We start from the raw sequence: 19,356 nt of genomic DNA on the forward strand, positions 1-19,356 counted from the left end.
GGTGTTAAGAAGGCGTCAGTTGCAGTCCTCGCAGGTCCCGCGCACTTCGATCACCGGGCGCGAGGGGGCGAAGCCGCTCTTTTCCGCGACCTTGCGGACATTGTCCGCAATGCTGTCGTCGTCGAGATGCTTGGCCTGCCCGCAATGGTCGCAGATCAGGAAGATGCAGTCGTGCAGGCAGCCCGGATGGGCGTTGGCGACATAGGCGTTGGCGCTCTCCACCCGCATCGCGAGGTTGGTGCCCACGAACAGGTCGAGGATCCGGTAGACGCTGTTGGCCGCGACCCGGCGTCCCTGCGCGTTGGAAACGGCTTCGGCGATGTCGTAGGCGGAGGCGGGACGGTCGAAGCCGGCGAGCGCGTCGAACACGGCTTCGCGCATCCCGGTCCATTGCTCGCCGCGCCCGGTCAGCCGGTCCCTGGCTGCTTCCTTGAGGTCCGGGCTACCGTGCACGTGGTGGTCATGTTTCGCCATGGTATATCAATATGCCTCGTGACGGGCCGCGACAAGTGAACCGGCGCCACAGTCGCGGCGTTCCCCACCGATGCTGACCCGCCCCGACCCTCCGCACGCCAGTGGCGCCCCCGTCCGGCGCGACGCGCACGAGGGCGAGGGCGCGACCCGCGGCACCGGGCGGATGGAGGCGTTCGCCGACGGTGTCTTCGCCATCGCCTTCACCTTGCCGATCTTCAACATCGTCATGCCGACGCTGTCGGGCAGCGGCGCGGCGCTCGGGCGCGACCTCGTCGCGGGCTGGCCGCACCATGTCGGCTATGCCCTCGCGAGCCTCGTCATCGCGCTTTACTGGGTCCACCATCATTTCTCGGGCGCGATCTATCGCACCACCGGCCATTATTTCCTGCTCGCCACCGCGCTGTTCCTGACGATGATCGGCTACATCGCCTTTCCCGTCCGCGCCTTCGCCGAGAGCATCCCCTACCCCGACGCGCTGCCGTCGGCCGCACGCTACCTCGTCCTGTGCTTGGCACTGACCTCGGTCACCTGGCTGTTCAAGTGGAGCATCGGCAACGCCTTCGGCCATGTCGACGACCGGCTCGACCCCGCCTATGTCGCGCGGCTGACCCGGCTCTACCGGAAGGTGACGGCGTGGAACGTCATGGCGGCCATCGTCGCCTGGGCCTGGTGGCCCGCCGGTCTCGTGCTGATCGCGATGGGGCTGCTGATCAAGCTCAGGCCACCCGAAACCCCGCGCTATTGCGGCGAGGCGCCGGCGATCGAGAACGACGGTTAGCGCCGCCCGAAGGGATGCGAGGTGCCGCGGCGGTTGAGATCGTGGCCCAAGGCCAGGATCATCACGCCGAGGATCGTCGCAAAGGCTTCGCCACCGTCATGCGGCAGGGTCAGCGCGCCGGCCATCACGCCGAGTCCGAGACCGCCCACCGCGCTCGGCATCATGAAGCCATGCTCGAGCACCCCGCGGCCGAGCGCGAAGGCTCCGAGCAGCATCGCGAAGCTCAACCCCACCTCGTGGATCCAATCGCTCCCGAGCAGGCTGCCGAACGCCGACATCGCCGCGACCAGCACCGTGGTCGCGACGCAATGCACCAGGCACAGCCCGGACAGGCCGATCGCCAGCCGGTCGAGCCGGTTGCTGTGGGAGTGGGCGTTGGTCATCGTCTTGCTCGTCATGTAATAGTGCAACATCGGCAAAGATACAACATCTCGCCTGGGACATTTGGTCCGCTTGCCGGAGGTTTGGCGCCCCGCCATATGGCGGGGATGATCGCTGCCCCGGCCCTCTCCCGTGCGCGTCCGCGTGCCGTCTCCAACTGGCTCCTCACCATCTGCGTCCTCATCTTCGCGATGGTGGTGGTCGGCGGGATCACGCGCCTGACCGAAAGCGGGCTCAGCATCACCGAGTGGAAGCCGATCACGGGCGCCATTCCCCCGCTGACCCAGGCGCAGTGGGAGCATCAGTTCCAGCTCTACCAGCGCATTCCCGAATATCAGCAATTGAACCGCGGCATGACGCTGACCGAGTTCAAGAACATCTTCTTCTGGGAGTGGGTGCACCGCCAGCTTGGCCGCGTGATCGGCCTCGTTGCGCTGCTGCCGCTGATCTGGTTCGCCGCGCGGAAGGCGATTCCCGCCGGATACGGCTGGCGCACCGCGATCATCTTCCTCGGGGTCTGCGTCCAGGGCGCGATCGGCTGGTGGATGGTGGCGAGCGGGCTCAGCGAGCGCACCGACGTCAGCCACGTCCGCCTCGCGGTCCACCTGCTGACCGCGCTCCTCATCTTCGCGTACACGCTCTGGACCGCGCTCGACCTGCGTTCCCCCGAAGCGCAGCCCCGCCGGATTCCGACGATCGGCCTGTGGACCCTGGGCGCACTCTTCGTGCAGCTGCTGTTCGGCGCTTATGTCGCGGGGCTCGACGCGGGCTATGCCTTCAGCACCTGGCCGCTGATGGGAAGCGAGCTTTATCCCGTCGGCGCGCCGTGGCTCGAGCCGGCGCTGCGCAACTTCGTCGACAATCCGATCACTGTGCAGTTCATCCACCGCTGGTGGGCGTTCGTGGTGCTCGCCTTCGCGGTGGTGCTGGCCCGCCGGGTCAAGCGCGCGGGCGGACGGCGCGAATCGATCCTCGTCCATGCGGCGATCGGCACCCAGATCCTGCTCGGCATCGCCACCCTCCTGACCGGGGTCGCCCTCCATGTCGCGGTCGCCCACCAGGCCACCGCCGCGCTCCTCCTCGCCAGCATCGTCGCCGCCGCGCACCGGCTGGCGAGCGCCTCGGCTTCTCCCGTCGAGAACGGGATGGGCGCAACGCCGCTCGTCCCGGGCGCAGTCGCGGGACGGTGAGCCTCCTCTCGGTCTATTGCGTCTTCGCCGACGCCGAGGAAGCCGAACGCATCGGCCGCCTCGTGATCGAGGAACGCCTCGCCGCCTGCATCAACATCCTCGGCCCCTGCCGCAGCATCTATGCCTGGGAGGGCGCGATCGAGGACTCCCGCGAAGTCCCCGCGGTCCTCAAGACCAGCGCCTCCGCCATCGACACGCTGATCGCCCGCCTCGCCCAACTCCACAGCTACGACGTCCCCGCGATCACCGCCTGGCCGGTCGCCCACGCCTTTGAACCCTATGCCGCCTGGGTCGCGGCGAGCACCGAACAGGAGCGCGACGCATGAGCGACTGGCAGACCCCCAACCTCCCCTCGCGCGACTTCGACAAGACCGAGGCCTTCATGGGCGCGCTCGGCTTCACCCGCGCCTATCGCTCGGCCGGCTGGATGATCCTGCGCCGCGGCACGCTGCAGATCGAATATTTCCACCATCCCGACTTCGATCCCGAGAACAGCGGCTACGGCACCTGCCTGCGCCTCGACGACCTCGACGCCTTCTACCAGGTCTGTCTCGACGCCGGCATTCCGGTGAAGAACATCGGCGCGCCGCGGCTTCATCCGCCCAGGCAGGAGCCCGAAATCCGCCGGGCGGCGATGATTGACCCGGATTTCAGCCTTTTTCACCTCATCCAGAACTGAACGGTATCATTTTACCCGTCCAGAAAGCTGCGGTTTTGCTTGACTTTTCGGCCCTCGAAAACGATTAGCCCGCTCAGGCGCTGCCTTTCGGGGCGGCGTTTTCCTGTTTCAAAGTGAGGTTTTCAGCCCATGAAGGCGCTGTTGAAGACCACCAAGTCGGCCAAGCCGGCGGAGGTCGAGAAGAAGTGGCATCTGATTGATGCCGAGGGTCTGGTCGTCGGCCGTGTCGCCACGATCATCGCCAACATCCTGCGCGGCAAGCATAAGCCGAGCTTCACCCCGCACGTCGATTGCGGCGATCACGTCGTCGTCATCAACGCCGACAAGGTCCGCTTCACCGGCCGCAAGCTGCAGCAGAAGATCTACTACAAGCACACCGGTTACGCCGGTGGCCTGAAGGAGACCACCGCTGCCAAGGTCCTCGACGGCCGCTTCCCCGAGCGCGTGCTCGAGAAGGCTGTCGAGCGCATGATCCCGCGCGGGCCGCTCGGCCGCGACCAGATGCGTGCCCTGCACCTCTACAACGGGACCGAGCATCCCCATGCCGGCCAGGATCCGCAGACGCTCGACGTCGCGTCGATGAACCGCAAGAACAAGGTGGGCGCATAAGATGGCCGACAAGAAGTCCCTCTCCGATCTCGGCGCGCTGACCAGCCAGCCGGCGCCGGCCCCCGAGGCTGCCGCCGCTCCGGCCGAGACCGCCGCTGCCGACGCCGGCGCTCCGGAAGCCGCACAGGAAGAGAACGCCCCGTTCGTTCCGGCCGTCTCGGACGCCCCGCTGCGCGAGCAGCAGCTCGACAAGTTCGGCCGCGCTTATGCGACCGGCCGCCGCAAGGACGCCGTTGCGCGCGTCTGGCTGAAGCCGGGCTCGGGCAAGATCGTGGTCAACGGCCGCGACCAGGAAGTCTATTTCGCGCGTCCGACGCTGCGCCTCGTCATCAACCAGCCGTTCGGAATCACCGACCGCGCCGGCCAGTATGACATCATCGCCACCGTCAAGGGCGGCGGTCTGTCGGGCCAGGCGGGCGCCGTGCTTCACGGCATCGCCCAGGCGCTCTCGCGCTACGAGCCGGTGCTCCGCACCACCGTCAAGCGCGCCGGCTTCCTGACCCGCGATCCGCGCGTCGTCGAACGTAAGAAGTACGGCAAGGCGAAGGCCCGCCGCAGCTTCCAGTTCTCGAAGCGCTAAGCTTTTTCACCATCCAGCCGACAAGGGCGTCCCGTTCATCGCGGGGCGCCCTTTTCTTTTGGTTCCTGACAATCTGTTCAGGAACCAGCCGCCCTCCGCTGCGTCTTGGATTGAAACTCATCGGGAGCGACCATGCCGATCGCCTTCACTCGGGGCCTGAGCCCGACCTTTGCCGCCTGCGAACTCACCCACCTCGATCGCAAGCCGATCGACCTCGACCGCGCTGCCGCGCAGCATGCGGCCTATGAGGCTGCGCTGTCACGCGCGGGCTTCGACGTCGTGCGCCTGCCCGACCTTCCGACCCATGCCGATGCCGTGTTCGTCGAGGACACCGCCATCATCCTTGGCGAGCATGCCATCATCACCCGCCCCGGCGCCCCCTCGCGCCGGCCCGAGGCCGACAGCACGGCGCAGAGCCTTGCGACACGCTTTACCGTCCACCGCCTGACCCGAGGCCGGCTCGACGGCGGCGACGTGCTGCGCATCGGCGACAAGATCTACGTCGGCCAGTCGCGCCGCACCGACTGCGCGGGCATCGTCAATCTCGCGGGGCTGGCCGGGCGCCTCGGCTACGAGGTGATCGAGGTTCCGCACGAGCATTGCCTCCACCTCAAGACCGGCGCCACCTATGCCGGTGTCGACGACCAGGGCCGCGACGTGGTGCTGGTCAATCCCGACTGGATCGACCCCAATGTGTTCGAGGACGTCTTCCTCGTGCCCAGCGCCCCCGGCGAGGACTTCGGCGCCAACGCGCTCAAGGCCGGCGACCGCCTGATCTACCCGAGCGCCTATCCGCGCACCGCCGAGCGGCTGCGGATGCTCGGCTTCCAGGTCGACGAGGTCGATATCGGCGAACTCGAGAAGGCCGAGGCGGGCCTGACCTGCATGAGCCTCATCGCCGACTGACGCGGCCTAGTCGGCGGTCGTGCCGGCCTTCTCCCACCGCGCCTGCAGCGCGGCGTGCTCCTCACTGCGGATTTCGGGCAGCCCTTCGGTGTTGATCCACGCGCGCCACATGCTCTCGGCGCCGAAATGCGTATGCGGCGTGAAGCGCGAGGGATCGTCGAAGCTCGCGACGGTCAGGTCCATCTTCTCGGGCGTGTCGAGATAGCGGAAGCCGAGGCTCGTCCCGCACCGGGCGCAGAACGGCCGCTCGGCGATCGCGCTACTCCGGTACCAGTCGGGCTCACCGTCCCAGCGGATGGTCTTGGTGGGAAGCACGACCATGGCAAGGCTGACGTTGCCGCTCGCCCGCTGGCACATCCGGCAATGGCAGAGATAGGCCTGCTCGTCCCCCACCTCGGCGGTGAACCGCTTCGCCCCGCACGCGCAGCCGCCGGTCATCTGGGTCATCGTGGACCTTCCCTTTCTTCGTCACCCCGGACTTGGATCCGGGGTCTGCCTGCCTTGCCGCACCAGAACGAAGAAAGGCGGATCCCGGGTCAAGCCCGGGATGACGATCACGCCTTCTGCAAGTGCTTACGCCCGAGCAGTTCCGCGATCTGCACCGCGTTGAGGGCCGCGCCCTTGCGGAGGTTGTCGGAAACGCACCACAGGTTGAGGCCGTTCTCGACCGTCGGATCCTCGCGGACGCGGCTGATGAAGGTCGCATAGTCGCCGACGCATTCGACCGGGGTGACGTAGCCGCCAGGCTCGCGCTTATCGACCAGCATGACGCCCGGCGCCTCGCGCAGGATGTCCTGCGCTTCCTTGGCCGAAATCTCGCGCTCGAACTCGATGTTGATCGATTCCGAGTGGCCGACGAACACCGGGACGCGGACGCAGGTCGAGGTCACCTTGATCTTGGGATCGAGGATCTTCTTGGTCTCGACCACCATCTTCCACTCTTCCTTGGTCGAGCCGTCGTCGAGGAAGTCGTCTATGTGCGGAATGACGTTGAAGGCGATCTGCTTGGGATAGAACGCCGGCTCGACCGAATCGCCGACGAAGATGTTGCGCGACTGGTTGAACAGCTCGTCCATGCCCTGCTTGCCCGAGCCCGAAACCGACTGGTAGGTCGAGACCACCACCCGCTTGATCCCCGCCGCATCGTGGAGCGGCTTCAAGGCGACGACCATCTGCGCGGTCGAGCAATTGGGATTGGCGATGATGTTGCGGGCCTTGTAGCCCGCCAGCGCCTCGGCATTCACCTCGGGCACGATCAGCGGCACGTCCGGGTCCATCCGGTAGAGCGAGCTGTTGTCGATCACCACGCAGCCCGCCGCCGCCGCGCGCGGGGCGTGGACCTTGCTCACCGCCGAGCCCGCGGCGAACAGCGCGATGTCCCAGCCGGCAAAGTCGAAATGCTCGAGGTTGGTGACCTTGAGCTCCTCGCCATTATCGCCGAAATCGATGATGTCGCCTTGGCTGCGCGCCGATGCCACCGCCGCCACCGCGTCCAGCGGGAACTGCCGCTCGGACAGGATCTGCAGCATTTCGCGCCCGACATTGCCCGTCGCGCCGACGACGACGACCCGATAACCCATGATGTTCTCCGGAAAGCTTCGCCGGCGATATAGGGAGGCACGCGCTTAAACGAAAGCGCGCGCGTCACCGGTCACTTCGCCGGCGCGACCCCGTTGCGCTCGAGGAACTTAAGCATCGCGTTCCAGCGGAACACCGAGATGTTCGGTCCCGAGACCGAGTGCGTCTTGCCCGGGAAGACCATCACCTCGAACGGCGTCTTCTCTTCCTGCATCTTGGCCATGAGCTCGGTCGAGTTCTGGAACAGGACGTTGTCGTCGGCCAGCCCGTGCATCAGGAACAGCGGATCCTTGATCTTGCTGCTGTCGGGGATCGCGCTCGCCTTGTCGTAGGCGGCCTTCAATTCGCGCGGATCGCCCATGTAATGCTCGGTGTAATGGGTGTCGTAGAGGTCCCAGCGGGTGACCGGCGCGCCCGACAGGCCCGCGGCATAGGCGCCCGGCGCCGCTTCCAGGAGCTTCAGCACCATGTAGCCGCCATAGGACCAGCCGCTCACTGCGACCTTGGTCGGATCGACGCCCGGCTGCTTCTTGAGCCAGTTCAGGCCGGCGAGCTGGTCCGCCACCTCGACCCCGCCGAGTGCGCGATAGGCGGGCTTCTGGAAGGCCGTACCACGCCCCTCCTGCCCGCGGTTGCCGACCTGGAACAGGGCGTAGCCGTGCTGCACCAGATACTGGTCCATCGGCCCCATGAAGCCGTTGGTCACGTCCTGCGCCTGCGGCCCGCCGTAGACGGTGACGATCACCGGCGCCGGCTTGGCGCTCGCATTCGCCGGCATCACCAGCCGATAGTCGAGCATGGTCTTGCCGTCGGCGGCGGGCAGGCGGCCGTAGACCGGCTTGATCGAGGGATCGAAGTACGGCGCGTAGGGGTGGTTCCCCGCGATCTTGTTCTCCTCGATCCAGGCAAGGCGCTTGCCCTGCCCGTTCGCCAGCCAGACCTGCGCCGGCTGCCCCGGATAGGAGGTGGTGACGAGCGCGAGCTTGCCGCTCTCGTCCATCGTCACGCCATTCTGGGTACCATTGGGGGTGAGCTGCTGCGGCTTGGCGCCCGCCTTCTTGTAATCGAGCGCATAGAGCTGGCGCTCGATGCTCGTCTCTCGGTTGGCGGTGAAGTAGAGCCGGCCCGCGGCCTCGTCGACGCCCTCGACCCCGCTGACGACCCACTGCCCTTGCGTCAGCGGCGTGATCCGCCCCTTGTTCCAGCGGTAGAGCTGGCGATAGCCGCTCCGCTCGGACGAGAAGATCAGGCTCCCGTCCTTGAGTGGCTTCAAGTCGTCCGACAGGTTGATCCACATGTCCGACGTGTCGGAGAAGAGCAGGGTCGAGGCCCCGGTCCGCGCATCGACACGGAGATAGTCGAGGCGCTTTTGGTCACGGCTCTCGCGCTGGACGATGACGGCGCTCGAATCGGGCAGCCAGTTGACCCGCGCGAGATAGACGTCGGGGTTGGAGCCGAGGTCGGCCTTGACCATCCCCGACCCGTCCGGGTTCATGAGATAGAGGTCGACCACCGCATTGGCGGTCCCGGCGCGCGGATAGCGCTGCTGAAAGACCGTGGTCTTGTCGGCGCCGATCGACGAGCGGGTCGCGACCTCGACGCCGCTCTCGTCGACGCGTGTCACGGCGATGCGCTGGTCATTGGGCGCCCACCAATGGCCCTTGAAGCGGCCGAGTTCTTCCTGCGCGATGAATTCCGCCAGGCCCCAGCTGACGGTGTCGCCCGCCCCGCTGGTCACCTTCTTCTCGGTACCGGTGGCGAGGTCGACGACGTACAATTCGTTGCCGCGCACGAAGCTGACGTAATGCCCGCCCTTGCTGACGGTCGCGTCGAGCTCGGTGTCCTTGGTGTTGGTCAGGCGGCGGACCTGCCCGTCGAGGCTGGCGAGATAAACGTCGCCGTCCAGCGGCACGAGGATGCTCTTCCCGTCGGCCGCCCAGTCGTAGTTGATGATGCCCTTCAGATTGCCGACGCGCGCACGCTCGCGCTGCATCTTCTCGGCTTCGGAAAGCTCGGCGCCCGAGGAGAGCTTCTTGCTGTCGACCAGCATTCGCGCCTGGCCCGTCGCCGGGTCGATCGCCCACAGGTCGTAGCGCTCGGTGTCGTCGGGACGGTTGCGCAGCAACGTCGCGAGGCGGCCGTCGGGCGACAGCTTGACCGCGCGCGGCGAATTGCCGGTCAGCGCGGGCGCGGCGAAGATCCGCTCTAGCGTCAGCGGCTGTCGCGGGGTCTGGGCCGAAGCGGGGGTGGAGACGAGGGCGGCGGCCGCGGCGGCGGCGAGCAACAGGGATCGAACCATGGCGCCGTGATGGGAGCCACGCGACCGATTGGCAAGCAGCGACAGGCCGTTAAGCTCCACTCTTCGACGGGGGGATGAAATGATGCGCAAGGCCGTGGCACTGGTGGCGATCTTGGTCGGGCTGCTCGCCGCCATGGCCGCGACACGCTGGCTGACCCTCCCGCCCCCGGTCCGCACCGCCAACGCCCCCGAGCAGTTCGACGCGGCCCGCGCGAAGGCGAGGCTCGCCCGCATCCTCGGGGACCAGGCCCCCCACCCCGCCGACAGCGCGGCGAGCGACGGGGTCCGCGACCGCCTCGTCGCCGAGCTTCGCGCCATGGGCTTGCGCCCCCGCATCGACGACCGCTTCGCCTGCAACAACCTCCACAAGCAGTCGGGCGTCAGCTGCGCGCGAGTCCGCAACATCGTGGTGACGCTCGGCGAGCGGCCGGGGGCGAAGCACCTCCTCGTCAACTCGCACTATGACAGCGTCCCCGTCGGTCCGGGCGCGAGCGACGCGGGGCTCGGCGTCGCCACCATGCTCGAGGTGGCCTCGTTGATGAAGGACACGCCGCCGCGCCCCGTCACCTTCCTCTTCAACGAGGGCGAGGAACTGGGTCTGGTCGGCGCCCGCGCCTTTCTCGACGGCGATCCGCTGCGCGACCGGGTCGACGCGCTGATCAACCTCGAGGCACGGGGCACCACCGGCCCCGTCAACATGTTCGAGACCTCGGTCCCCAATGGCGCCGCGGTCCGCCTGTTCGGGAGCAGCGTGGCGCATCCCGTCGCCAACAGCCTCGCCGTCAGCGCCTACCGGCTCATCCCCAACTACACCGACGTCAATTCGTTCGCCGAGAGCCGGAAGTGGCTGACGCTGAACTTCGCGCCGATCGGCAACGAGACCCGCTATCATTCGCCGGGCGACGACGTGGCGGCGATCGACCTTGCGACGCTCCAGCACATGGGCGACCAGGTCCAGGCGACCACGACCGCGCTTGGCGCCGGCCCGGCCCCGGCGTGGCAAACCGGCAAGAACCTTCTTTTCATGAACATCGGGACACGGTCGCTCTTCACCCTCCCCTCCTTCATCGCGCTCGGCGTCGTCGCCGGATATCTGCTCGGCCTCGGCTTCCGCGCCGTGCGCAACGGCGGGACCCACCGGCGCTGGCTCGCCACCGTTCCGCTGCTGCTTTGCGCTCCCCTGCTCGCCACCGCCATTGCGTGGCTCGGGCTCTCGGGCGTCGGCGCGCTGCGCGAAGGCCAATTCTGGCGCGCGGTCCCGCAGGTGAGCGAGCTGGCGGTTTATGCCGGCGTCATCGCCAGCGGCCTTCTCGTCCTCTCGTGGAGCCGCGCGAGCCAGTCCGCGCTGCGCCGCGGCTGGTGGACGCTCTACCTCCTGCTCGGCCTCGCGCTCACCTTCTTCGCGCCCGGTGCCCTGGTCTATTTCTTCGTGCCCCCGCTCCTGTTTCTGATCGGCGCCGAGAACCAGCATCGCTGGCGCCATGCCGAGCTTGCCGGCTCCCTCCTCGCCGCCCTGTTGACCTTCATGACGCTGGGCGCGATGCTCGGCCTCCTGCAGGACCTCGCCAACAGCGGCCCCCTGTGGATCTTCGCCCTGTTCGGCGCGCTCGTCCTGATGCCGTGGCTGATCGAGGCGCGGCCGCTCCTCGCGGGCGCAAGCTGGCGCCGCGCGGCGCCGATCGCCATCGCCTTCGCCGCGCTGGCCTGGGTCCCCGCCGCGCTCGCCCCCGCCTACAGCGCCGACCGCCAGCAGCAGTGGACGCTCCAATATGTGCTCGAGGCCGGCAAGCCACCGGTCTGGTCGATCGTCAACGATCGCAAGCCCTTGCCCGCCGATCTTCAGAAGCTCGGTGAATGGCGCCAGGGCACCTTGCCGCTCGGCAAGCGGCAGCGCTGGCTCGCCGCCGCGCCCGTGCAGCCGGGCTTCGCTGCCCCGACGCTCGAGCCCGCGGGCGACATCCCGATCCTCAGCGCGCCCGTCACTGGTGGCCCCGGCACGCCGATCGGCCGCGCCCAGCTCTTCCGCCTGCGGACCAACGGTGCCGACAGCGTCAGCCTCGGGATCGACAAGCAGGACGCGCTGATCGGGGGCGGCTTCAATGGCCGCGCGGTGATCCTCAGGCCCGGGACCAAGGCGCCCTACAGCCTGACCTGCACTGGCCGGAGCTGCGACGGCGCGGTCGTCCAGCTCGACCTTGGAACCGCGCCGGTCACCGTCCAGCTGACCGCCACCCATTGGCGCCTGCCCCCGGCCGCCGCGCCCCTGCAGGCCGCGCGGCCCCGGTTCGCCCGCCCGCAATATCTGCCGGACGCGACGATCCTCGTCAGCCGCCTGAAGCTCTGACACGAAAAAGGGCCCGACCTTGCGGTCGAGCCCCTGTTTCCTGTCGGCAGTGCCGAACGGCTTAGCCCTCGGCGCTGTCCTGCGCCGGAGCGGCCGGGGCCGTGCCCTTGGCCGGACGCGGGTCGCGGCGTTCGGCGATACGCGCCGACTTACCGGTGCGGCCACGCAGGTAATAGAGCTTGGCGCGACGCACGACACCGCGGCGGACGACGTGGATCTCTTCGATCGACGGCGAATAAAGCGGGAAGACGCGCTCCACGCCCTCGCCGAAGCTGATCTTGCGAACGGTGAAGTTCGAGCCGATGCCCTTGTTCGAGCGCGCGATGCAGACGCCCTCGTAGTTCTGGACGCGGGTGCGCTCGCCTTCGACGACGCGGACGCCGACGCGGAGCGTATCGCCCGGACGGAATTCGGGGATGGCGCGCTTGGCGGTCAGTTCGTCGATCTGCTCGCGCTCGAGGGTCTGAATCAGGTTCACTTGTTCTTGCCTTCGTCTCGTTGCCGCGCACCAGAGGGCGACGCCTGCGAGACGCCCCCATGGCGCTCGTACAGGTCCGGCCGCCGTAGCCGTGTATCCTCGATCGCCTGTGACTTTCGCCAAGCGGCAATCTTCGCATGATCCCCCGATCGCAGCACTTCGGGGATCGTGCGCCCTTCCCACTCTTGAGGTCGGGTATAATGCGGATGTTCGAGCAGCCCCGTTTCGAAGCTCTCGTCCACACCGCTATCGGGGGCGCCCATTACGCCGGGAAGCAGCCGAACGCAAGCATCGAGCAGCACCATCGCCCCGAGCTCGCCGCCCGAGAGGATATAGTCGCCGATGCTGACCGGCTCGACGTCGCGCGCCTCGAAGATCCGCTCGTCGAAGCCCTCGAACCGGCCGCACAGGACGATCGCCCCCTCGCCCGCCACCAGCGCGCGGACCCTGGCCTGCGTGAGCGGGCATCCCCGCGGGCTCATGGCGAGCACCGGGCGGCCGTCGGCGACGCTGTCGATCGCCGCGGCGAGCACGTCGCAACGCAGCACCATCCCCGCGCCCCCGCCCGCCGGCGTGTCGTCGACCGTCCGGTGCTTGTCGATCGCGAAGTCGCGGATGTTGGTCGTGTCGAGGCTCCACTTCCCCGCCTCGAGCGCGCGGCCCGCCAGGCTGGTCCCGAGCGGGCCGGGGAACATGCCGGGATAGAGGGTCAGGACGGAGGCGCGGAAGGTCATCGGCGTATCCCTGCGACGACCAGCGACGCCGCTAACGCTCCCGCGATAAGCGTGAAGGCAGTACCGAGCAGGCCCACCGTCAGTAGAACGGCCTCGATCAGCGGATCCTCCCAGGGCGAGACCAGAAACAGCGCCGCCGTCGCGATCACGCAGAGGAGCGGGAGCGGCAGGGCGGCGGCAAGAACCAAGTGCTTGCCCGACCAGCCCGCTCGCCTGCGCTCCAGGACGGCAGCGAGCAGACCCGCGAGGACGACCGCAAGCGCGACGACGGTGAGGCCGAAGGGATGCGTCAGGAAAAGGCGGATGGGCTCCATCACGCGATGCTCCTAGACATCGGCCAAGGAACCGCCAAGCCGCGCCGCTCATTGCGGCGCCATGGCTACCCAAGCACCACACGACGTCCTAATCATCGGCGGCGGCCCGGCCGGGCTCACCGCCGCCATCTATCTCGCCCGCTTCCACCTCGACATCCACGTCGTCGACGAGGGCAAGAGTCGCGCTTCGTGGATCCCGTGCAGCCACAACCACGCCGGCTATCCCGACGGGATCAACGGCAAGGAGCTGCTCGAACTGATGCGCACGCAGGCGCAGAAATATGGCGCCAAGATCGAGACCGGGCGCGTCCACCGCCTCGACAAGGACGAGGACGGCTATTTCACCGCCGACTGGGGCACCGGCCCGGAGCGCGCCCGCGCGGTGCTCCTCGCCACCGGCCTCACCAACCGCAAGCCGCCGATGGACCCCGAGCTCCACGACGAGGCGATGGCCCGCGGCCTCATCCGCTACTGCCCGATCTGCGACGGCTTCGAGGTCACCGACAAGCGCGTCGGGATCATCGGCTCGGGCAAGGGCGGGGTCGGCGAGGCGATCTTCCTTCGCTCCTACACCGCCGACGTGACGCTGATCGCGCCCGACAAGAAGCTCGAGGTCAGCGAGCAGGATCGCAAGAAGCTCGAGGAGGCGGGCGTGACCCTCGTCGACGGGCCGGCCGAGGCGATCGGCTGCATCGAGCAATGCATCACCGTCGACACCGCCGAAGGCCTGCTCACCTTCGACAGCATCTATCCGGCGCTCGGGAGCGACACGCACACCCAGCTCGCCGAAATGCTCGGCGCGAGCCTCAACGCCGAGGATTGCTGCATCACCTGCGACGACAAGATGCGGACCAGCATCGAAGGGCTCTATGCCGCTGGCGACGTGGTCCACGGCCTCGACCAGATCAGCCACGCGATGGGTGAAGGCGGCCAGGCCGCAACCACCATCCGCAACGACCTTGCCGCGAAATCGCCGCTCTTCCGCCAGCCGCCCGTCCCCGCGGACAGCGAGAACGAGCGGCAGCGGGTCGAGGCCGGCGACGATTAAGCGGTCGCGGTCGCCTTCAGCCGGTTCTGGAAGCTCTTGCGGAGCTTCTGGAGCTTGGGGGGGATGACCGCGAGGCAATAAGGATTGCTCTGGCCTTCGTTGGCCCAATAATCCTGGTGATAGTCCTCGGCCGGATACCAGTCGGTCGCGGGTTCGATCGTGGTGACGATCTTGCCGCCCTGCTCGGCGTTGAGCGCCACGATCTTGGCGCGGGCCTCGCGCTCCTGCCCCTCGTTCAGCGGGAAGATCGCGCTGCGATACTGGGTCCCGATGTCGTTGCCCTGGCGGTTGAGCTGCGTCGGGTCATGCGTCGCGAAGAAGATGTCGAGCAGGTCGCCGTAGCTGATCTGGTCGGGATCGTAGGTGACCCGGATCGCCTCGGCATGGCCGGTATCGCCGCCGCACACCTGCTTGTAGGTCGGATTGACCGTCTGGCCACCGATATAGCCGCTCTCGACCCCGCTCACGCCGACGAGGTCGAGGAACACGGCTTCCGTGCACCAGAAACAGCCGCCAGCCAGGATCGCTTGTTCTTGCGCCATCAAATGCTCCTTGTTTCGGGAGCGAATATGGTCGCTTGGCCGCGCGAGACAAGCATCGCCGCGCGTTCGCGACCCACGCGTCAGTGCTTGAACGCGGCCTTGAGGCTGGCCAGCTCGACCCGCTTCCCGACCCATTCGGCCAGCTCGTCGAAGCTCAGCTCCTTGTCGAACACGATCCCCGCGCGGCGCTCCGAATACCAGCGAACCTCGCCGCGGATCGGACGGAGACTTTCGACCACCACGACGACCTTCTCGCCGATGCAATATTCGTCGATCGGGCCGACCTTCATGCCCCCGAGCGAAATGTCGTGGACCTCGACCTTGTAATAGAGCTTCTTGAGCTTGACCGTCGCCCCGCAGCCGACCTCGAGCCGTGGCGGGCGCGGGCGGAAGCCGTGGCGCGGCTTGCGCCCGGCGAGGAGCTCGCCAAGGTCGACGCCCTGGTCGAACTTGAGGCCGATCAGCCCGTCGCGGATCCACACCACGCTCGCCGGAATGCTTTGCCCGTTGAACTCGAGCTTCACCTCGTCGCCGACCGGCGGGCAGCGCGCGCAATCGGCCATCACGCCCCCGGCCGACATGTTGCGGATGCGGATGAGCTGCTCGCCCAGCCGTCCGGTCAGCTTGGCCACGCGAAGCGTCGGAAGGACACGATCCTCGGTCCGCCGCTCGGGCGGACGCGGGACGGCCAGGCTCAGCGACACGTTGGTCGAATCGAATGCCGCGGCATCCACCTCGGCGGGGCGCTTGGCCCGGCGACGGATCAGGCTATCGAACACGCTATACGGTCTCCTCGCGGGGTCGCTTGGATTGGCGCGCGTCGGGGAACTGCGCAGTTATGGTTGTACCTAGGCCAGCAAGGTTAAGAAGCGGTTGCAAGTGCGCGCCAAAGGCTTGAAGGGGCGTAACTGAATGGCCGACCTTCCCCGCCTCCTTCTGATCGACGACGAACCCGCGCTGGCCGACTTCATGGCCAATGCCGCGACTCTGACCGGCTATGCGCCGACGATCACCGCCGACCGCGCGCAATTCGAGGAGGCCTTCGCCGCGGCGACCCCCGACGTCGTCGCGCTCGACCTCGGCATGCCCAACACCGACGGGGTCGAGTTCCTCCGCTACCTCGCCGAGCATGAGTATCGCGGTCCGGTGCTGATCGTCTCGGGCTTCGACCGCCGGGTCCTCGAAAGCGCCTTCCGCCTCGGCGGGGCGCTCGGGCTCGAAATGGTCGGTCCGCTCGAAAAGCCCGTCCGCCTCGAGGATCTCGAGCGCCTGCTCCTCTCGGTCAAGCCGGGCATGCTCCCGTGAATGCCAAGGAGCGGCGGCTGCTCGACGAGCTCGAGCAGGCGCTTGCCGCCGGCGCGCTCCGGCTCGCCTACCAACCCAAGGTGTCGGTCGCCGACGGCAGCCTCGTCCGGGTCGAGGCTTTGGTCCGCTGGGCGCATCCGGTGCTGGGCGACGTGCCGCCAGGGCGCTTCGTGCCGCTGGCCGAAGAGCATGGCCTCATCGGCGATCTCACCCAATGGGCGCTCCGCACCGCGCTTCGCCAGTGGCGCGAATGGCATGCCGCCGGACTCGACACCGACATTGCGGTCAACATCTCTGCGATCAGCCTCGAGCAGCTCGACTTTCCCGACCTCGTCGAGCGGATGTGCCGCGCGCTCAACGTGCCGACCGAGCGGCTAGTGCTCGAGCTGACCGAAGGCGCGACCCAGCCCCTGATCAAGCTGATGGACACGCTCACCCGCTTCCGGATCAAGGGCGTGGGCCTCGCGATCGACGATTTCGGCACGGGCTATTCGGGGCTGATCCAACTCCGGAAACTCCCCTTCACCGAGATCAAGATCGACCGCCAGTTCGTCACCGGCCTTCCGACCAGCCACGACGACCAGGTGATCGTCCGCTCGGTGATCGACCTCGCCCACGGCCTCGGCCTCGCGGTCACCGCCGAGGGGGTCGAGACGGTCGAGCAGCTCCATGCCCTCCGCAGCCTCGGCTGCGACCTCGTCCAGGGCTACCTCCTCGCCCACCCGCTCGAGGCGGGCGAGCTGATCGGCTGGGCGAGCCGCCACAAGCGCCGCTGGAAATTGCTGGTGCGCCCGCCCGAAGACCCGCACCTCCGGCGCCGGCTCGAAGCCAACGCCTGATCGAGGCGCTAGCCGAACATCGCTTTCGCCCGCGCCATCGCGGCCACCCCCGCGTCGATCGTCTCGTCCTTCTTGGCGAAGCACAGGCGCACCAGCCCGCGCTCGGCCTCGCCTTCGTAGAAGGGTGACAAGGGAATGGTCGCCACCCCCGCCTGCTCCACTGCCGCCAGCGCAAACGCCATGTCGTCGAGCGCGATGCCCGAGGCGTGCAAGTCGACGCACTGGAAATAGGTCGCCTCGCTCGGCAGCAGGACATAGCCTGCCCGGGCCAGCCCGTCCGAGAGCCGTGCCTTGGCCCGCTCGAAGGCACCCCGCATCGGTGCGATCAGTTCGGGCCGCGACAGCCCGAATGCCACCGCGCCCTGGAGATTGGGCGGCGCGGCGAAGGTCAGATACTGGTGCGCCTTGGCGGCCAGCGCGGCGAGCTCGACCGGGGCGGCGAGCCAGCCCACCCGCCAGCCGGTCAGCGCGAAGATCTTGCCCGCCGAGCCAATCTTGATCGTCCTCTCGGGCGCCATCGCCATCAGGCTGCGGAACGTCGCGCCCGGGGGAATGACCTCTTCCCACACCTCGTCGCTGAGGATCAGGAGGTCGTGGGCGCGGGCGAGCGTCACCACCGCTTCCAGCTCGGCGTTCGAGAACAGCCGCCCGGTGGGATTGTGGGGGTTGTTGATGACGAGGAGCTTCGTCCTCGGCGTGATCGCCGCTTCCAGCGCCTCGGCCGTCAGCGCCCAGGTCGGCGGCCGCAGCGCGACCTCGCGGATTACCGCGCCCGCCCGGCGCAGGAGCGGCGCATAGCCGTCATAGGCGGGCGCGACGATCACCGCTTCGTCGCCGGGATTGAGCGTGGCGAAGAACAGCGAGGCGATGGCCTCGATCGCGCCGCTCGTCACCACCAGCTGGTCGGGCGTCAGGTCCAATCCCTGCCGCTCGGCATAGAAGTGGCAGATCGCCTCGCGCAGCGCCGGTGCCCCGCGCGAGGGCGCATATTGATTGCTGCCGCTGGTCACCAGCCGCGCGGCTTCGGCGAGCAATTCCTCGGGCCAGCCGAAGTCCGGGAAGCCTTGGCCGAGATTGACCGCGCCGTGCCGGACCGCGGCCTGGCTCATCTGCTCGAAGATGCTGACCGGCATGCGCTCGAAGGTGGGGTTCACAGGAGCACGCCTTTCGTCCGGAGCGCGGCCACCGCCGCTTCGTCATAGCCGAGCGCGCCGAGGATCGCCGCCCCGTCCTCGCCCTCGCGCCGGGGGCCGTGCGCGATTGAAGCCGGCGTGCGGCCAAGCCGCGGCGCGGGCGCGGGCTGGGTGACGCCGCCGACCTCGACGAAGGTCTCGCGCGCCACATTGTGCGGGTGGTCGGGCGCCTCGCCGAGCCCGAGCACCGGGGCGACGCAAGCGTCCTTGTCGGAGAAGCGTGTCGCCCATTCGTCGCGGGTCCGGGTTGCCAGCACCGCCGCGATCGCATCCCGGTCGGCGCCGGGCGCGAGCCCGAGTTCGGTGTAGAAAGCGGCGCGAAACTGCGGCTCGATCGCGCCGACGCTCAGCGCCTTGCCGTCGGCGCAGGTGTAGCAGCCGTAGATGGGGTCGCCCCCGTCGAGGAGATTCGACGCCCGCTCGTCGCGCCACAGCCCCGCCGCCCGCAAGCCGTAGATCAGCGCTCCGGTCAGCGCCGCGCCGTCGGTCATGGCGGCGTCGATCACCTGCCCCTCGCCCGTCCGCTGGCACGCCAGCAGCGCCGCCACCATCCCGAACGCCAGCATCAGGCCGCCGCCGCCGTAATCGGCGACGAGGTTCAGGGGCGGCACCGGCGGCCGGTCCTTCTCTCCCACCGCCGACAGGAGGCCGGTCAGCGCGAGATAGTTGATGTCGTGCCCCGCGGCCTGGGCCAGCGGCCCCTCCTGCCCCCAGCCCGTCACCCGTCCGTAGACCAGCTTCGGATTGGCCGCGCACAGCACGTCGGGTCCCAGCCGAAGCCGCTCCATCACGCCCGGGCGGTAGCCCTCGATCAGCCCGTCGGCCGTCGCCGCCAGCTTGCGGACGATGTCGCGCCCCTCGTTCTGGCGGAGGTCGAGCGCGATGCTTTCGCGATTGCGGAGCAAGGGATCGTTCGGGACGCCGATCATCCCCGCCCGCTCGACCCGGATCACCCGCGCGCCATGGTCGGCCAGCATCATTCCGGCGAAGGGCCCCGGCCCCAGCCCCGCCATTTCGACGATCGTCAGTCCGTGGAGCGCACCCGGCATCAAGTCCCCTTCCAATTGCCGCCTTGTCGCCTAGGC

General features: G+C 68.2%; 23 protein-coding genes. 11 read left to right on the top strand and 12 right to left on the bottom strand.

Going from position 1 to position 19,356, the window contains the following annotated elements:
* Positions 1-15 precede the first annotated feature (15 nt).
* Complete coding sequence (locus ABD693_RS11715) at positions 16-474, bottom strand: Fur family transcriptional regulator (protein ID WP_344697251.1); 459 nt, start codon at positions 472-474, stop codon at positions 16-18.
* 70 nt (positions 475-544) lie between these two features.
* Here ABD693_RS11715 and ABD693_RS11720 point away from each other — a divergent pair, with 70 nt between their 5' ends.
* On the top strand, positions 545-1,252 hold the full coding sequence (locus tag ABD693_RS11720) for a TMEM175 family protein (RefSeq protein ID WP_344697252.1): 708 nt from the start codon (positions 545-547) through the stop codon (positions 1,250-1,252).
* Here the strand turns inward: ABD693_RS11720 and ABD693_RS11725 are convergent.
* Positions 1,249-1,635 carry a MerC domain-containing protein gene (locus ABD693_RS11725; RefSeq protein ID WP_344697253.1) on the bottom strand — a complete coding sequence of 129 codons (387 nt, stop codon included), beginning with the start codon at positions 1,633-1,635 and terminating at the stop codon, positions 1,249-1,251. The genes ABD693_RS11720 and ABD693_RS11725 overlap by 4 nt on opposite strands.
* Positions 1,636-1,740: 105 nt before the next feature.
* Here ABD693_RS11725 and ABD693_RS11730 point away from each other — a divergent pair, with 105 nt between their 5' ends.
* From ABD693_RS11730 to ABD693_RS11755, 6 genes are all read left to right on the top strand, one after another.
* Positions 1,741-2,823, top strand: coding sequence for a COX15/CtaA family protein (locus ABD693_RS11730; RefSeq protein ID WP_344697254.1), 1,083 nt, complete (start codon positions 1,741-1,743; stop codon positions 2,821-2,823).
* A complete protein-coding gene (gene cutA / locus ABD693_RS11735; RefSeq protein ID WP_344697255.1) occupies positions 2,820-3,149 on the top strand; it encodes a divalent-cation tolerance protein CutA in 330 nt (109 codons plus the stop codon). The genes ABD693_RS11730 and cutA overlap by 4 nt, the downstream gene beginning before the upstream one ends.
* Positions 3,146-3,502: a bleomycin resistance protein gene (locus ABD693_RS11740; protein WP_344697256.1), complete on the top strand. Its 357-nt coding sequence runs from the start codon at positions 3,146-3,148 to the stop codon at positions 3,500-3,502. Before cutA ends, ABD693_RS11740 begins: the two co-directional genes overlap by 4 nt.
* A 129-nt stretch (positions 3,503-3,631) precedes the next feature.
* Complete coding sequence (gene rplM, locus ABD693_RS11745) at positions 3,632-4,111, top strand: 50S ribosomal protein L13 (RefSeq protein ID WP_344697257.1); 480 nt, start codon at positions 3,632-3,634, stop codon at positions 4,109-4,111.
* Position 4,112: 1 nt separating this feature from the next.
* Complete coding sequence (gene rpsI / locus ABD693_RS11750; protein WP_344697258.1) at positions 4,113-4,691, top strand: 30S ribosomal protein S9; 579 nt, start codon at positions 4,113-4,115, stop codon at positions 4,689-4,691.
* 132 nt (positions 4,692-4,823) lie between these two features.
* Positions 4,824-5,597 carry a dimethylarginine dimethylaminohydrolase family protein gene (locus ABD693_RS11755; protein ID WP_344697259.1) on the top strand — a complete coding sequence of 258 codons (774 nt, stop codon included), beginning with the start codon at positions 4,824-4,826 and terminating at the stop codon, positions 5,595-5,597.
* 6 nt (positions 5,598-5,603) lie between these two features.
* On the opposite strand, the gene ABD693_RS11760 is transcribed toward ABD693_RS11755, so the two are convergent.
* The 3 genes from ABD693_RS11760 to ABD693_RS11770 form a co-directional block, all read right to left on the bottom strand.
* Positions 5,604-6,044: a GFA family protein gene (locus ABD693_RS11760; RefSeq protein ID WP_344697260.1), complete on the bottom strand. Its 441-nt coding sequence runs from the start codon at positions 6,042-6,044 to the stop codon at positions 5,604-5,606.
* 107 nt (positions 6,045-6,151) lie between these two features.
* Positions 6,152-7,177 (bottom strand): aspartate-semialdehyde dehydrogenase, encoded by a 1,026-nt coding sequence (locus tag ABD693_RS11765; RefSeq protein ID WP_344697261.1) that lies wholly within the window; start codon positions 7,175-7,177, stop codon positions 6,152-6,154.
* 71 nt (positions 7,178-7,248) lie between these two features.
* The gene (locus ABD693_RS11770) at positions 7,249-9,474 is read right to left on the bottom strand and encodes a S9 family peptidase (protein ID WP_344697262.1); all 2,226 of its coding nucleotides are present in this window, start codon (positions 9,472-9,474) and stop codon (positions 7,249-7,251) included.
* Between the two features lie 79 nt (positions 9,475-9,553).
* Between ABD693_RS11770 and ABD693_RS11775 the strand changes: the two genes are divergently transcribed.
* On the top strand, positions 9,554-11,818 hold the full coding sequence (locus tag ABD693_RS11775) for a M20/M25/M40 family metallo-hydrolase (RefSeq protein WP_344697263.1): 2,265 nt from the start codon (positions 9,554-9,556) through the stop codon (positions 11,816-11,818).
* Positions 11,819-11,879: 61 nt separating this feature from the next.
* Here ABD693_RS11775 and rplS read toward each other — a convergent pair whose 3' ends face one another.
* Genes rplS through ABD693_RS11790 form a run of 3 tightly spaced genes read right to left on the bottom strand, consistent with a single transcriptional unit; the run spans position 11,880 to position 13,347 of the window.
* Positions 11,880-12,296 carry a 50S ribosomal protein L19 gene (gene rplS, locus ABD693_RS11780; protein ID WP_344697264.1) on the bottom strand — a complete coding sequence of 139 codons (417 nt, stop codon included), beginning with the start codon at positions 12,294-12,296 and terminating at the stop codon, positions 11,880-11,882.
* A complete protein-coding gene (trmD, locus tag ABD693_RS11785) occupies positions 12,293-13,030 on the bottom strand; it encodes a tRNA (guanosine(37)-N1)-methyltransferase TrmD (RefSeq protein ID WP_344697265.1) in 738 nt (245 codons plus the stop codon). The genes rplS and trmD overlap by 4 nt, the downstream gene beginning before the upstream one ends.
* Entirely contained in the window at positions 13,027-13,347 is a 321-nt protein-coding gene (locus tag ABD693_RS11790) for a hypothetical protein (RefSeq protein WP_344697266.1), read from the bottom strand. The genes trmD and ABD693_RS11790 overlap by 4 nt, the downstream gene beginning before the upstream one ends.
* A gap of 58 nt (positions 13,348-13,405) precedes the next feature.
* Between ABD693_RS11790 and ABD693_RS11795 the strand changes: the two genes are divergently transcribed.
* Positions 13,406-14,392: an NAD(P)/FAD-dependent oxidoreductase gene (locus ABD693_RS11795; protein ID WP_344697267.1), complete on the top strand. Its 987-nt coding sequence runs from the start codon at positions 13,406-13,408 to the stop codon at positions 14,390-14,392.
* Here the strand turns inward: ABD693_RS11795 and msrA are convergent.
* On the bottom strand, positions 14,389-14,934 hold the full coding sequence (gene msrA / locus ABD693_RS11800) for a peptide-methionine (S)-S-oxide reductase MsrA (RefSeq protein ID WP_344697268.1): 546 nt from the start codon (positions 14,932-14,934) through the stop codon (positions 14,389-14,391). The genes ABD693_RS11795 and msrA overlap by 4 nt on opposite strands.
* Positions 14,935-15,014: 80 nt before the next feature.
* On the bottom strand, positions 15,015-15,713 hold the full coding sequence (locus ABD693_RS11805; RefSeq protein ID WP_344697269.1) for a PilZ domain-containing protein: 699 nt from the start codon (positions 15,711-15,713) through the stop codon (positions 15,015-15,017).
* A 133-nt stretch (positions 15,714-15,846) separates the two neighbouring features.
* Between ABD693_RS11805 and ABD693_RS11810 the strand changes: the two genes are divergently transcribed.
* The gene (locus tag ABD693_RS11810) at positions 15,847-16,239 is read left to right on the top strand and encodes a response regulator (RefSeq protein ID WP_344697270.1); all 393 of its coding nucleotides are present in this window, start codon (positions 15,847-15,849) and stop codon (positions 16,237-16,239) included.
* Entirely contained in the window at positions 16,236-17,078 is an 843-nt protein-coding gene (locus ABD693_RS11815) for an EAL domain-containing protein (RefSeq protein WP_344697271.1), read from the top strand. The genes ABD693_RS11810 and ABD693_RS11815 overlap by 4 nt, the downstream gene beginning before the upstream one ends.
* 8 nt (positions 17,079-17,086) lie before the next feature.
* Here the strand turns inward: ABD693_RS11815 and ABD693_RS11820 are convergent, their stop codons facing one another.
* Both ABD693_RS11820 and ABD693_RS11825 read right to left on the bottom strand, forming a co-directional pair.
* The gene (locus ABD693_RS11820) at positions 17,087-18,232 is read right to left on the bottom strand and encodes an aminotransferase class I/II-fold pyridoxal phosphate-dependent enzyme (RefSeq protein ID WP_344697272.1); all 1,146 of its coding nucleotides are present in this window, start codon (positions 18,230-18,232) and stop codon (positions 17,087-17,089) included.
* On the bottom strand, positions 18,229-19,320 hold the full coding sequence (locus tag ABD693_RS11825; protein WP_344697626.1) for a CaiB/BaiF CoA transferase family protein: 1,092 nt from the start codon (positions 19,318-19,320) through the stop codon (positions 18,229-18,231). The genes ABD693_RS11820 and ABD693_RS11825 overlap by 4 nt, the downstream gene beginning before the upstream one ends.
* Positions 19,321-19,356 lie beyond the last annotated feature (36 nt).

This window comes from Sphingomonas rosea (genome assembly GCF_039538065.1).
Lineage (GTDB): Bacteria > Pseudomonadota > Alphaproteobacteria > Sphingomonadales > Sphingomonadaceae > Sphingomicrobium > Sphingomicrobium rosea.

Coding starts and splice junctions, on each gene's coding strand:
- ABD693_RS11715 (WP_344697251.1), bottom strand. CDS start 474: ATGGCGAAACATGACCACCACGTGCACGGTAGCCCGGACCTCAAGGAA.
- ABD693_RS11720 (WP_344697252.1), top strand. CDS start 545: ATGCTGACCCGCCCCGACCCTCCGCACGCCAGTGGCGCCCCCGTCCGG.
- ABD693_RS11725 (WP_344697253.1), bottom strand. CDS start 1,635: ATGACCAACGCCCACTCCCACAGCAACCGGCTCGACCGGCTGGCGATC.
- ABD693_RS11730 (WP_344697254.1), top strand. CDS start 1,741: ATGATCGCTGCCCCGGCCCTCTCCCGTGCGCGTCCGCGTGCCGTCTCC.
- ABD693_RS11740 (WP_344697256.1), top strand. CDS start 3,146: ATGAGCGACTGGCAGACCCCCAACCTCCCCTCGCGCGACTTCGACAAG.
- rplM (WP_344697257.1), top strand. CDS start 3,632: ATGAAGGCGCTGTTGAAGACCACCAAGTCGGCCAAGCCGGCGGAGGTC.
- rpsI (WP_344697258.1), top strand. CDS start 4,113: ATGGCCGACAAGAAGTCCCTCTCCGATCTCGGCGCGCTGACCAGCCAG.
- ABD693_RS11755 (WP_344697259.1), top strand. CDS start 4,824: ATGCCGATCGCCTTCACTCGGGGCCTGAGCCCGACCTTTGCCGCCTGC.
- ABD693_RS11760 (WP_344697260.1), bottom strand. CDS start 6,044: ATGACCCAGATGACCGGCGGCTGCGCGTGCGGGGCGAAGCGGTTCACC.
- ABD693_RS11765 (WP_344697261.1), bottom strand. CDS start 7,177: ATGGGTTATCGGGTCGTCGTCGTCGGCGCGACGGGCAATGTCGGGCGC.
- ABD693_RS11770 (WP_344697262.1), bottom strand. CDS start 9,474: ATGGTTCGATCCCTGTTGCTCGCCGCCGCCGCGGCCGCCGCCCTCGTC.
- ABD693_RS11775 (WP_344697263.1), top strand. CDS start 9,554: ATGATGCGCAAGGCCGTGGCACTGGTGGCGATCTTGGTCGGGCTGCTC.
- trmD (WP_344697265.1), bottom strand. CDS start 13,030: ATGACCTTCCGCGCCTCCGTCCTGACCCTCTATCCCGGCATGTTCCCC.
- ABD693_RS11795 (WP_344697267.1), top strand. CDS start 13,406: ATGGCTACCCAAGCACCACACGACGTCCTAATCATCGGCGGCGGCCCG.
- msrA (WP_344697268.1), bottom strand. CDS start 14,934: ATGGCGCAAGAACAAGCGATCCTGGCTGGCGGCTGTTTCTGGTGCACG.
- ABD693_RS11810 (WP_344697270.1), top strand. CDS start 15,847: ATGGCCGACCTTCCCCGCCTCCTTCTGATCGACGACGAACCCGCGCTG.
- ABD693_RS11825 (WP_344697626.1), bottom strand. CDS start 19,320: ATGCCGGGTGCGCTCCACGGACTGACGATCGTCGAAATGGCGGGGCTG.